At 68.7% G+C, this 13,040-nt stretch carries 6 protein-coding genes and 1 pseudogene; 3 read left to right on the top strand and 4 right to left on the bottom strand.

The annotated features are described in order from the left end of the window. Nucleotides 1–21: 21 nt before the first annotated feature. Nucleotides 22–3,297 (bottom strand): DEAD/DEAH box helicase, encoded by a 3,276-nt coding sequence (locus ABD225_RS12790; protein WP_344085931.1) that lies wholly within the window; start codon nt 3,295–3,297, stop codon nt 22–24. Between the two features lie 47 nt (nt 3,298–3,344). Next, entirely contained in the window at nt 3,345–5,093 is a 1,749-nt protein-coding gene (recD, locus tag ABD225_RS12785; protein WP_344085992.1) for an exodeoxyribonuclease V subunit alpha, read from the bottom strand. A 53-nt stretch (nt 5,094–5,146) separates the two neighbouring features. Here recD and ABD225_RS18745 point away from each other — a divergent pair, with 53 nt between their 5' ends. The 3 genes and pseudogenes from ABD225_RS18745 to ABD225_RS12775 all read left to right on the top strand — a co-directional run bounded on the left by ABD225_RS18745 (nt 5,147) and on the right by ABD225_RS12775 (nt 6,199). Beyond that, nucleotides 5,147–5,245 (top strand): GNAT family N-acetyltransferase, encoded by a 99-nt coding sequence (locus ABD225_RS18745; RefSeq protein ID WP_425564416.1) that lies wholly within the window; start codon nt 5,147–5,149, stop codon nt 5,243–5,245. A 21-nt stretch (nt 5,246–5,266) separates the two neighbouring features. Continuing rightward, nucleotides 5,267–5,572: pseudogene (locus tag ABD225_RS12780) on the top strand (GNAT family N-acetyltransferase); the annotation flags it as partial. Nucleotides 5,573–5,809: 237 nt separating this feature from the next. Further along, entirely contained in the window at nt 5,810–6,199 is a 390-nt protein-coding gene (locus ABD225_RS12775) for a GNAT family N-acetyltransferase (protein ID WP_344085989.1), read from the top strand. Nucleotides 6,200–6,222: 23 nt separating this feature from the next. On the opposite strand, the gene ABD225_RS12770 is transcribed toward ABD225_RS12775, so the two are convergent. Beyond that, entirely contained in the window at nt 6,223–9,591 is a 3,369-nt protein-coding gene (locus ABD225_RS12770) for a UvrD-helicase domain-containing protein (RefSeq protein ID WP_344085928.1), read from the bottom strand. Beyond that, nucleotides 9,588–12,998, bottom strand: a complete 3,411-nt coding sequence (gene recC, locus ABD225_RS12765) for an exodeoxyribonuclease V subunit gamma (RefSeq protein ID WP_344085925.1) — start codon at nt 12,996–12,998, stop codon at nt 9,588–9,590. Before recC ends, ABD225_RS12770 begins: the two co-directional genes overlap by 4 nt. Between the last annotated feature and the right edge of the window lie 42 nt (nt 12,999–13,040).

Here is a 13,040-nt window from a genome sequence, read left to right as displayed (position 1 = left end):
GCCACTCGGCTCCATGCACGCTCAGTCAGACTCGAGCAGAGCGCGGATGTCGTCGGCCGTGATTTGCCCGGACATCGAGCCGCCATCGTCGATGACCCGGTCGAAGAGGTCCTTCTTGCGGCGCTGAAGCTCGACGACCTTCTCCTCGATCGTGCCCTCGGAGATCAACCGATAGACCATCACCATCCGGGTCTGACCGATCCGGTGCGCCCGGTCGATCGCCTGTGCTTCCGCTGCGGGATTCCACCACGGGTCCAGCACGAAGACATAGTCGGCCTCGGTCAGCGTCAATCCGACGCCGCCTGCCTTGAGGGAGATCAAGAAGGCGGTCGCCTCGCCGGACTTGAAGCGATTGATGACCTCGGCGCGGTTTCGCGTTGAGCCGTCCAGATACTCGGTGCTGATCCCCGCGTCGGTTAGGTGGTCCTGGACGCGATGCAGGAAGGAGGTGAACTGACTGAACACCAAGGCGCGATGTCCCTCGGCCTGCAACTCCAGCAGCTGCTCGACCAAGGCCTCGACCTTGGCCGGCGGCGCCGCATTGGCGAATTTCTCCGGATCGACAAGAGCCGGATCGAGCGCCAACTGCCGCAGTCGGGTCAACGCGGCGAGGATCGCCACCCGGTTGCCCACCGGGTCATCGAGCAGGCCGAGAACGCGCTGCCGCTCGCGCTGGAGGTACTGGTCATACAACCGGCGATGCGCAGGGCCGAGTTGGACGGTGAGACTCTGCTCCTGCTTCTCCGGCAGATCGCTCGCGACGGTCTCTTTGGTGCGGCGCAACATCAGCGGGCGGATCCGCCGGCGCAGACGGTCGAGGAGTTCGGGGGAGTCGCCATTCTCGATCGGGCGGCGATAGTGCTCGGTGAACCGGTCGGCGCGCGGGTAAAGTCCCGGCGCGACGAGTGCGAGCAGCGACCACAGGTCCATCAGCGAGTTCTCGAGCGGCGTGCCGGTCATCGCGAGTCGGAAGGGCACGCGGAAGGTGCGCAGCACGTGATGGGTCTTGGCCTGATGGTTCTTGACGAATTGCGCCTCGTCGAGGATCAGCCCGCGCCAGTCCACCCCCGCGAACTCCTCACCATCGATGCGGGCCACGGCATATGACGTGACCACCAGGTCCGCCTCCGCCACGACCTCGCCCACGGGGATGGCTCGGCGTTTGGTGGTTTCCCCAAGAACGACCACCCGCAGGTCAGGCGCGAACCGGGCCGCCTCGCTGGCCCACACGCCGAGCATGCTCGTCGGGGCGACGACGAGGATTGGATCGGTGAGCTCGCCTGCGGCACGGACCTTTTCGATCAGCGCGAGCGTCTGCACTGTCTTGCCGAGTCCCATATCGTCGGCGAGGATGCCGCCGAGCCCGGCCTCCCAGATCGCGTTGAGCCAGGCATAGCCGTCGAGTTGGTATGGCCGCAGGGTGGCCTGCAAACCCTCGGGCGGCGGCGGTGGCGCGTCGTCGGCCAGGCGGCGAAGGCGCTCGACGCTCTCATTCCACGCGGCGCTATCGACATTGGCGAGGCCGATCTCGGCCAGCTCGTCCCAGAGGCCCACGTGATAACGCGAAAGACGGAGCGGGGCACCAGGATCGACGAGCTGGCGAGCCTCAGCGACCAGGTGGCGCAGGCTGTCCAGGGCCGGATCGTCGAGGCGGAACCAGGTGCCGGAGTCGAGCAGCAGGGCATCATCGCCGGCGGCGAGAGCACGCAGCAGTTGCTCAAGCGGCACCGACTCTTGACCGACGCTGACGCGCACCTGCAAGTCGAACCAATCGGTGCGTCCGTCGCTCGTGTCGCTCAGTCCGATGTCGATGACGGGGGCTTCGCGGGCCTCTTCATAGCCGGTGAGTTCGTCCTCGATGATGAGGTGAATATCGGGTTCGATCTCCAGGTCCGGCAAGACCTCGGTGGTGAAGCGCACGGCTGGCATCCCGTGCAGGACAACGCGATTGGCCAGATCCCAATAGCCGGAGTATGCCGTCCCTCGCCGGTGCCGCGCGCTGGGGATCGCGTCCAGCACAGCGAGGCTCTCGATGAGCGCCTGCTCGCGTTGTCGATCACGGGGGAGGGGGATCGAATCGTCCGCCGTGAGCAGCGCGCCGGAGGGGGCGGCATACGCGATATCGAAACGCAGCTCGAGGTGGGTGGGCATCGGCTGCCCCACCCGGATGCGGAGAACGGGGCGCGGCTGCTCCGGGATGGACACGCTGTCGTCGTGACTTGTGACGCGGGCGTGGTCGCGCAGCCGGGGGAGATAGAGGTTGACGAAGCGCTCGGTGTCCGCGCCGGGGATTCGCAATTGGCGCTGGTTGACCAAGAGCTCCGCGAGGTTCGGGTCCAGCTCGGTCTCGAGCGGGACCAGCACGAGGCCGTCGCGGGTCGTGACGCTTAGCCCGTGGGGCGGGTCACCGAGCACGGTGATGCCGCGGACTTCACCCAAGGCGGTGGCCGTGTCCAATGAGGTGGTCAGGACGATCTCACCGTCGTCGCGATGGACATCCAGGACGATGCGCGCGGCTTCGGGCGCGAGCGCGATCTCACCGACCACATTGCCGCCCGGCACCAGTTCGACCCCGGCCTCGGCCGCTTGGCGCAGCAGCGGCCAGAGCCGATTGCCGAGGGCTCCGAGGTAGATCTCGCTCTGGGAGTAGAAGTAGCCGTCCCGACCGCCGGTGAGGCGATGCAGGTCGTGGATGGCCTTCAAAGCGGCTGCCTGACGGCGATTCATGGGCATCCGCGGGTTCGTCGTCGCGATCTCGCCCCACGTGAAATTCCGGGCCCAGGTGCCAGTCTTGGTCTGGCGGGTGGGCCGAATCGCGATGCGCGGCGGGCCCATCATCGTGCGGTAATTGGCGGCCACCGGCAACGGGTCGATGATCAGCCCGAGTCCTGGTCCGGTGTCGACCGGCTCCTGCTTGTCCTCGATGAGCTTGCGCAGCGTGCGTTCCCAGCCAGGTGTCGTCGGCTCGGCGTGAGCATCCCGGAAACGCTGGCGGGCATGCAGCAGCAGCGCGACGGCGTGCTTGCAGTCGGTGCGCACCGGGCAACTACACCGGGAAGCCCACACGGTCGCGGTATGGGTCCCCGCGCCGACGGTGATCAGCGTTTGGTATGGCCGCGCGCTGGAGCCCTCGATCTCCGCGAGCAGCATCCGGCCGCGGTCGGCGCTGGTAAGGGAGCGGATCATCCCGGACTCGGCATACCCCCGGCCCCGCTCAAAGGTGGCCGCGTCCACGCGGGCACGGATGGCCTCATCGGTGAGGCCGCCGAGCCAGTCGGCGCCGGCCAATGAGTCCATCATCCCAACATATCCCTGCTCGGCGCGTGCGCGAAAAGGCCGGCTTGTCAGGGCCGCAGCCGGGCGGCGAGGCCCGAAGCGCGCTGGATTCGCTGGCTCAACCCAAGACGGAAGGCCTCCGGCGAGCCGATGATCGTCACCTGCTCCTGGGCCCGGGTCACCGCGGTGTAGATGAGCTCGCGGGTCAACAGCGGCGAGTCGATATCCGGCAGGATCACTGTCACCCGCCGGGCCTGGCTGCCCTGGCTCTTGTGCACGGTGGCGGCATACATCGACTCGACGTCGGCGAGCCGGGCTGCGGCCAGTTCCCGGGGGCAAGCGCCCGAATCGAAGGTCGCCACGAGCCGCCCATCGCGGCGCAAGACCACCCCCGTGTCCCCATTGAAGAGATCCATGGCGTAGTCGTTCCTGGTGACCAGCAGCGGGCGTCCGGGGAAGTTGGGCACATAGAAGTTCTCGCCGGTTTCCTCCGAAAGCCATTGCAGGATCTGGCGATTCCACGCGCCGACCCCGCGAGGTCCGCTGCGATGAGCACACAGAAGCCGGTGCTCACCGAGGGCCGCGAGGGCGGAGGCTGCGTCCCCGGCGCGGGCGTGATGACGCAGATCGATCGCCGCTTGGACCATCAAGGCCCGGCGCGGCGTGGCATCGGGAATCAACTCCACGGCCGGCTCGCCGGAGTCCAGCAATGTCAGCGCGGCCGAGTCGTCACCCTCCCGGATCGCCTGCGCCAGGTCGTGGATGGCGCCGTCGTATCGATAGGTCCGCCCCAGACGTGCCACGATCTGCCGCGGGCTCGGGTCGAGGCCGGTCACGAGGTCGGAGAGCACGGCACCCGCCTCGACCGAGGTCAACTGGTCGGGATCGCCGACAATGATCAGGCGGGTGTCGGGCCGCAGCGCTTCCAGCAAGCGCGCCATCATCGTCAATGAGACCATCGATGCCTCATCGAGGACGACGACGTCATGCGGCAGCCGGGCTCCCGCGTGATGAGCGAAGCGGCTCGTGGACCCCCGCCGCCAGCCGAGCAGCCGGTGCAGGGTGGAGGCTGCCGGCATCGGCAGACGGTCGCGATCCTGCGCGGGTAAGCGCTCGGCGGCTCCCTCGAAAGCTTCTTGCAGCCGCGCGGCGGCCTTGGCCGTGGGCGCAGCAAGCGCGATCCGAGGCGTCCGGTCACCGCGCACGGCCGTCTGCTCCACGAGCAGGGCGAGGATGCGCGCCACCGTGGTTGTCTTGCCGGTGCCCGGTCCGCCCGTCACGACGACCGTGCGCTCTCGGGTGGCCAGGGCGGCGGCGGCACGCTGGTCCGCGTCGTCCGCGTGTGGGAAGAGCCTGGCCAGGCCCGCGCCCAGAACCTGTTCGTCGACCGGGGGCGCGGGTGCGTCGCGGCGGGCGATGAGGGTCGCGGCGACCTGGATTTCTTGGTCGTGATAGCGCTCGAGATACAGCAGCCCCTGGTCTTCGACGAGGACGCCCGCCGCGACAAGCCGACTGTCACGCACCTGCTGCAGCCAAGCCTGCGGATCGGCGGGCCACGCAAAATCCGGGTCGATGAGGTGAACCTGCGTCAGGTCGACCGCCACCGAACCGGTCCGAACGGCCCGCGTGGCCAGGGCCAGCGCCAGTGCGGCCTCGACGTCTCGCTCACCGGAGAGCGCGCTGAGGCGACGGGCCACGTGGACATCGGCGGCGTGCAGGATTCCCCGTTCGTTGGCCTCGCCGAGCACTCCGCCGGCCCGCGCCGCCCGGCGCCGGTCGAAGCGCTCCAACTCCTCTCCCTGTGGGGTCGAGTTCATCGTGGGCACCCAGGTAGCGTGCCTGCGTGCCAGCATCTGAGGATCACCGCGCCGTGCCCACCGTACTGCGCACGCCTCGGCTGCGTCTGCGCCCGCCCACACCGGCCGATGATGACTTCCTCTTCGCGCTGCATTCCGATCCCCAGCTGTAGGCCCACGCGCCCTGGGCCCGAACGACGGATCGCGCGATCTCGGACGCGACGACGCAGCTGTGGCGTCAGCACTGGCGTGACGAAGGCTTCGGCTACTTCATCGTGGAAGCGGCGGAGGGCGGTGCCCCGATCGGTGTCGCCGGGGTGCGCCGCGCGGCAGCCGGCCGACTGAATCTGTATTACCGGTTCGCCGCCGTGACGCACGGAAGCGGGCTCGGCCGGGAAGCCGCGCGGGCGGTCGTCGCCCACGCGACCGAGTGGTTTCCGGAGCATGTCGTGGAGGCCGTCATCCGGCCCGATCACTGGCCTTCGGTTCGGACGGCGGAGGCCGTCGGGCTGGTCGCGGTGGGCGAGCGCCAGTTTGATGGTGATCCCCCGGAGGCGGGAGCATCCTGGGTCTTCGAGTTGCCGCGCATCGCTCGGGTCGACGAGATCGCGGAGACCTCGCGAGAGTCCCTGCTCGATCTGTGGCAACGCGTCACAGATGCTGGTGGTTCGGTGGGCTTTCTGCCTGGCGCCCCGCGGGAGCGCATCGCGGAAGCCTTGGCTGGGCATGAAGCGGAAATGACCGCGGGCCACGCCTTCGCCGTGTCCCTGACCGATCCCGATGGCGCGTTGACCGGCTGGGGATGGTGGACCCAAGTGCCGAATCCGCTTCTGGCGCAAGGTCGTTGGCTGTATCGATTCATGATTGACCCGGCCCGTCAGGGTCGCCATCTCGGCGCGACCCTGCTCGCCGGGATGATTGGGGCCGCCCGACGAGATGGCGCGGAACTGCTCGAGCTGGGCTACCGAAGCGGTTCGGGGCTCGGTGACTTCTATGCCCGCGTCGGATTCGTAGAGGTGGGCCGGATCCCCGGAGCGATCCGTGTGGGACCGGGGGATTTCCGGGACGATGTCACAATGGCCCGTCGTGTGGACGGCTCGCCGCTGGTCTACGACGGCAGACACTGACACCAGTCCGGTGGCGGTGCGGGTCATGGCAGGCTCCCGTCGAGGAGATCGGAGATGGCCAGGACTAGGGCGACCGGCGGTCGCCACGAGAACACACCGGCGGGCTGGCCGTCGATGATCGGGGTGTCCGGTCCGCACATACCCCGCAGATAGAGGTACAGGACGCCGCCGAAATGTTGCTCGGGGGAGTACCCGGGCAGCCGCCAACGCAAGAAGCGGTGCAGGACAACGGCATACAGCAGCGCCTGCAAGGGGTAGGAGCTGTGCTGCATCGCTGCAGTGAGCGCCCGCGGAGAGTAGTCAGCCGCGCTCAAATCGGCGTCCGGCGGGCCGAGCCAGTTGGTTTTGTAGTCGACGACGAGATAGCGGCCATCGACCCGCAAGACGACATCGACCGATCCGGTGAGATAACCGCGCAGTACCTGGCCGCCCAACTCGGGCGCCGATAACGCGTGGGCAAAGGGTACGAGCGGGTCGCCCTCCGCAAGGTGCGCCAAGAGCAGCGGTGCGAGTTCGCCCAGGGTGATGTCGACTGCCTCGGTCCGACGATCTCCGCCAACAAGAGGCAGCTCAAACTCCAACTCGCACAGACGATCCGCACGCCCGATCTCGGCGAGGGTGATGCCGGGGGCGAGCGGGCCGAGGGGGCTACGGCATACGGCCAGCAGGGCATCGGCGAGGTCGGCCTGGGACACCTCGACCGGCCAGCGGACGATCTGCTCCCGGATGCGGGCGAGGAGTTCGGCCCGCAGGTCGGCGGCGCCCGGATCAGCCTCTTCGAGCACGGCATGCACCAGGGAACCGAAGGTCGCCCCGACCGGCAGGTTCGCCATCGGGGAGGGCACCTGCTGGGCGGCGAGTTCATCGGCGCTGAGCGCCGCCGGCAGGGCCGCGACGATCTCGGCGGCTGGGGCTTCGTCGTCCTTGACAGGCACTTCGGGCTCGGTTGTCGGCGCCAGGCCGGCGTCGGCCTCAGCAGCTTTGGTGAGCGCGCTATAGGAGGTGCGCCGCCACTCCAGATCGATCTCGCGGGTGAAGGCACGCGCGCGAAGTCGTCGAGTGTTGCCGGCCGGGGATGGTCGGGGCGGGGTTTCTGGGCTCGTCATCGGCTCCACCCGCGGGCCGCCGGCCGCCTGCCACGCCAATAGCGAATCCCTGGCGAGGCGATCGCTGGGGATGGGTATGAAGCTTTCCGGTTCGCCGACGCCCCCTGGGGAGCGGCCGAAGAGGGCGCGGTGGAGCGTCGAGGATGCGGTGTTGGTCATCGGCGCCCACCAGGTCACCAATTGGGATTGGGCGCGAGTGAGGGCGACATACAACAGGCGCAAGCTCTCACCGTCGTCCTCGACGCGGGCGCTCTCGCTCACCTGAGCGCTTGGCTCGGTCGCCACGTCGAGAGTGCGTCGGCCCTGCGGGTCGTGATAGCGCTGGAAAGGCTTGGTCGTATCGACATGGCGATCCATCAGGAAGGGCGCATAGACGATTGGGAACTGCAAGCCCTTGCTGCCGTGGATGGTTGCGAGTTGCACTGCGGCAGCGTCGCTTTCGAGCCGACGGCTGCGTTGGGTCCGAGCTCGACCGGTCTCTTGGACCAACTGCGTGCGCAGCCAGGTCGTGGTCGCATTGAGTCCGAGCTGGTCCCGCAGAACCTCCTCGTGGAGCAGCTCGGCGAGGTGGTGCACGTCGGTGCGCAGGCGCTCGCCGCCCGGCTGCGCGAGGAGGCGCGCATCCAAACCCGTCGCCTCCGAGGCGGCGAGCACTGCCGGGATGCCGCGCAGCGCGAACTGCTCGGCCCAGCGACGCATCCGAGCGGCGTGCTCGTCGGTGGCATCGTCGCCGCGGGCGTCGAGGGAGGCAATCGATTCGCCCACGAAAGGTGTCAACGCCGCGGTGCGCACGCGACGCGACCGGTTGGGAGACTCCATGGCCTCGAGCACCTGCAGCCACCACCGGGCGGCCGGGGACGCGAGGACCGACTCGTCGGTGGCCATGACAGCAGGGATGCCAGCGGCCCGCAGCGCGCTCTGGACCGCGCGAAGCTGGACGCCGGTCGGACACAGGACCGCGATGTCACCGGGGACCAGCGCTCGGCCAGCAAAGGTTGCCCCGCTAGCCAGAACCCGCGCGATATCTGCCGCGCAGTCCGCGGCAACGATCGGCCGGGCAATGCCAACCTTCACGGTGGGTGGGCTCCCGGCGGGTTCTAGATCGTCGCCGAGGAAGTCCGCTCGCGTGCCCAGCCGAAGCCGCCATGGCGCTGCCTCCGGCAGACCGGCCAGGCGTGCGGTGGAGTGACTCGCCGTGACGGGCACGACCTCGACCTCCGGTGCGCCGAGGGTCATCCCGGCCAGGCAAGCGCTGAGCGCGCTGACGAGCCCGGCGTCCGAGCGCCGGTTGGTCGCCAGCGTCCGATGGTGGTCGGCGACGCGTCGGGCGCGGAGATAGGTGTTGATATCGCCACCGCGAAAGGCATAGATCGCCTGCTTTGGGTCGCCGATCAGGATGAGCCGGCCATGTCCGTGGAAGGCGCGCTCGAAAACATCCCATTGCACCGGATCGGTGTCCTGGAACTCATCGACGAGCACGACGGACCACCGCGAGCGCAGCCGGGCGCGGGCGGGGGCGTCCGGGCTCTCCAAGGCGGCGGCGAGTTCACGCAGCAGGTCGTCATACGAGAGGACGCCCAGGCGCCGCTTGCGCAGGGCGAGTTCGGATCGCACGGCCGTCCCGAAGGCCACCCGCTCGGCATCCACGCTGCGGGGATCGGCGTCGATCGGGCCGATGGTGGCGGCCGGGTCGCCGACGACCGCGGCCGCGATGGCGCGGGCGTCGGCATACGCGAAGGGAGCGCTGTCGGCGCGGGCGTAGCGCGCGAGGTAGAGATCGTCGACGACCTCGGCGAGCAGGTCCGAGAGGTCCTCGACCAGGGTGGTGCCGGGATCGGTGTCGCCCGCCGTGCCGAGATCACGCAAGACGGCATGGCAGAACTGGTGGATTGTCGCGATCGTCGCGTCGTCGAAGGCGCCCAGGGCCTCCCGAACCCTCCGGTGTCGCTCCTGCAATTCCGGGCGGTCGTATGCCGCCCCGCTCGCCTCCCCGGACAAGGTGCGTTCCAGCGTGTCCGGCTCCACCTCGGGCTCGCGGCCGTCCAGGAGTGCCTGGAGGTAGCGCTCGCTGCGGCTCAACCGCTCGCGGACGCGCTCGCGCAACTCCTGCGTCGCCGCACGGCCGAAGGTGACGACGAGCAATTCCTCCAGCGGCGTGCCTTCGGCCACGAAGCGCGCGACGAGGGCCGCGATGGCCCAGGTCTTGCCCGTGCCCGCGCTCGCCTCGAGGATGGTTGTGCCCGCGGGCATGTCGGCGCTGATCTCGAAATCGCGGGAGGCCGTCATGCGCCCAGCCCGGAGTGGAGTGCTGGCTCCCAGACGCGCATCGCCGTGTGCGCGAAGCGGGTTGGCCCGGGGTTGAGGCCCTGCGGATCATGCCACCGCTCAGCAAGCGGCGGATCGAGCCAGATGTCCAGGTCGGGGTGCGGGCCGTAGAGCAGGGCGATGGACGCATCGTTGTTGTCCGAACGGTCCATCCATTGATTGACTGCTGCCGTCATGGCCGTGGCATCGACGCGGCGGCGGGCCAGGGTCTCGGCATACGCAAAAGACGTTTTGGGCGCGAAGGCGAGCGGCTGGCGCAGGCCCAGGTCGCGCAGGTCGACGAGGTCACGCAGGAATGTTCGGGCGAGGTCGGCGGCGATGGTCCGCGAGGAGACGACCTTGGACCCCTTGCCCCACTTGGCGACGACATGCGCCGTCCAGTGATCGCCGGTTGGCTGCCCTGCTGCCCCAGCGCTGAGGGCGAGCAGTGCTAACCACGCTTCCAAGCGGTGCTTGGCCGAGAGATTGGAATATGACGTCACGACGAAATTGGTGCCGAACACTCCGGGCACGATCCCCCCGAGCCGGCGGCCGTCGCCGAGGTCGACATCGATCTCGATCGATCGTGACTGCGGGTTCGACTCGCCGAGGAGGCGCTCGGTGGCATTGGCAATCGTGCCGGCAATCGGTCCAATCCGGGACAGGACGATTCGTCCAAGGGCTGCGGGCGGCAAGGTGCCGCGCTGTGATTCCGCCAATCCGGCCTCTGCCGTGGTCTTGCCCGCGAGCAAGTCGCCGACCAGGCGTTCGCCCACGGCCCATGACTGCAGGCTGTCGAGTTCGATCGGCAGGCTGTCGGGGCGCATCTCCTCCTCGAAGGGGGAGGCGATATCAAGGCGGTGGTGTAGGAAGCCGCGCGTGGGGTTGGTGAAGAAGGCTGTCAGGTCGGCGAGCGTGAGGTCGTCAGCGGTCCGAGCCGGCAGCAAACCCGGCAAGACCAAGCCGTTATCCCGTCGTCCCTGGCCGTTATCTGTCGAGGTGGACTGCTCTCGACGACTGCGCTCGAGGGCTGCAGCGCTGTCTGGAGCGTGGGGATCGAAACTGAAGGGCGCTGCCGTGACCGGATCGGGGGTGAGATTGTCGGGGTCGAAGGGCTGCAAGCGATGCCGGCGCACCGGGCTGCCAGCTCCGACATCCAGGCCGGCCGTGCGCCGGGCCGCGTCGATGACCTCGCCGAGGGGCACCGATGGCGGTCGGCTGGCGCCGGTATGCGGATCGGCGCCGGTATAGGTCAGGACCAGGGTGTCGGTGGCGGCGAGGATCGCATCGAGCAAGAGTTGGCGGTCCTCGCTGCGATAGTCCCGCTCACCGGTCTGCGGGGAACGCGCCAGCACATCATCGCCATCAGGGCTGTTGGTCCGCGGGAAGCTCCCGTCGTCCAGACCAATGAGGGCGACCACGCGATGCGGCACCGATCGCATCGGCGTCATCGTGCACACGGTCAGGCTGCCGGTTCGGAAGTTGGCGCGCGTTGCCCGCGACTCCAACCGGCTGCTGAGCAGGGTCCGAATGTCGCTGTGCGAGAGCGGGATCGCGCCATGACCCGCCTCGCTCACGGCCGCGAACTCGCGATCGAGCTCCGCCTTCTGCCAGATGTCGGCCAACGGAGTCTCCGTCAGTGCGTCGATGCCCTCGCTCAGGGCAGCGAGCCACCCGGCAGCGGTCGATGCATCGAGGCAGGCTTCGCGCAGGGCGGCGATTCGATCGACGAACTCCGCGACGCGGCCCGCCAGGTCGATGCTCGCACTATCGACATCATCGAGCGGCAACATCTGCTCATAGCGGCGGTGCGGCTCCTCCGCGCGGGTGACGCCGAGCAGCAGGCGATCCAGGCCTAGCCGCCAGGTGTTGTCCTGAAGGTCCGCGAGCGAGAAGTCCCCGCGGTGCCGCCCGTCGAGTCCCCAGCGGATATTGGCCTGATCGATCCATTGGGCAAGCCGATCGATCGCATCGTCGTCGAAGGCGAAGCGGCGGCGCACCGGCTCGGTGGCGGCCAGGTCCAGAACTTCACTGGCGGTAAGCCGACCGGTGACCAATTCGACGAGCCGCGCGGCGATCGCCAAGAGCGGATTGGTGAAGATTCGCGACCGGTCGGCCAGTTGGACTCGCAGGCCGTGTCCTGGATGGGCCGGCCCATCGAAGCGCAGATCGGCCAATCCGAAGGTGGCATGGATCAATGGGGCATAGGTGTCGATATCGGGGCACATGATCACGATGTCGCGCGGCTCGAGGGTGGGGTCGTCCTCCAAGAGCCCGAGCAGCACCTCGCGCAGGATCTCGACCTGACGGGCCGCGCCATGGCACGCATGCACCTGAATCGATCGATCCGCAGCGCTGATCCCGCGACCAGCCGCCTCGGCCCGGCTCGGGTCCCGGTCTGCGATGAGATCGGCTTGCAGCCAGTGCAACCACGATGCCGGCTTCGATGCGTCATCACTCGCGACGCTCTCGTCCTGCCACGGCGCCGCGAGCGCCAACTGGCGCTGCACCTCGCGCACATCACGTCCGAGCGAGGCAAGCAGTGGATGTCGCACGCTCAAGACAGACCGGTCCCCAGCCCTCGCGACCGGCCCGCCACCGGTGACGGCCGCCAAGGAATGCCACAAGGTCGGCGATGGATGCGGCAGCCACAGATGCACCTCGCGATGTGTGGCGAGCGCTCCGAGAAGTTCTACTTCGGTGCGTGCGAGGCGCGTGTGCCCGAAGAGCGAGAGCCGAGCGGGCAGGTCCAGGTCCGCGTCGCCGCGCCGCAGCGCCGCCACGGTGGACTGATGCCGCACCGGCGGGGTCGCCGCCGGCACCCTGGCCGTGAGCGAACGCCATAAGTGCGGCTGCCACGCCAGATCCTCATCCAGGGCGCCACCCGCGCCATCGGTCCACTCCCCGCCGGCGGACCACTGGAGCAGCAGGGCAGGGCGCTGCACGGCATACGCATGAAAGAGCCCGGCGATCCGGCGCGCCACCGAATAGCGGCGCCCGGCCCGGAGCCGGCCCTCGACACTGTCGTCGCCGTGACCTAGATGGGCGGCGAGTTGGGACGCCCACGGCAGGTCCAGCGATTCGTCGATCGTCGCCAAGAGCGGCCAGACGAGCTGCTCGGGCAACCACGGATCATCACGATCGGTCCCCAACAAGAGCGTGACGAGCGAGTTGGGGGAGAGGAATCGCACGCCCGCGCACACGCCATCGTCGCCCGAGATGGCGCCCAGTCGGTGGCTGAGGCGCTGCGTCAGCCAACGCTCGACGCCCTTGGCCGGAACGACCACCAACTCCTGCGCGAACGGATCGCCTGCGGGCACCGCGAGCACGCCGGCCAACCCCTCAGCGAGGAGGTCGGTCCGCGTCGCGCGGTGCAGATGGAGGCTCACGAGAGTCACCTTAGATTCCAGCACCGACAGCCCCTCCTGGTC

It is taken from the genome of Nostocoides veronense (assembly GCF_039531185.1).
Lineage (GTDB): Bacteria > Actinomycetota > Actinomycetes > Actinomycetales > Dermatophilaceae > Nostocoides_A > Nostocoides_A veronense.
The sequence above is the reverse complement of the archived record's forward strand: the minus strand, read 5'-3'. Positions and strand labels throughout refer to the sequence as shown.

Excerpts from the sequence above, each read along its gene's own strand:
- ABD225_RS12790 (WP_344085931.1), bottom strand. The coding sequence starts at position 3,297 with ATGGACTCATTGGCCGGCGCCGACTGGCTCGGCGGCCTCACCGATGAG.
- recD (WP_344085992.1), bottom strand. The coding sequence starts at position 5,093 with ATGAACTCGACCCCACAGGGAGAGGAGTTGGAGCGCTTCGACCGGCGC.
- ABD225_RS12775 (WP_344085989.1), top strand. The coding sequence starts at position 5,810 with ATGACCGCGGGCCACGCCTTCGCCGTGTCCCTGACCGATCCCGATGGC.
- ABD225_RS12770 (WP_344085928.1), bottom strand. The coding sequence starts at position 9,591 with ATGACGGCCTCCCGCGATTTCGAGATCAGCGCCGACATGCCCGCGGGC.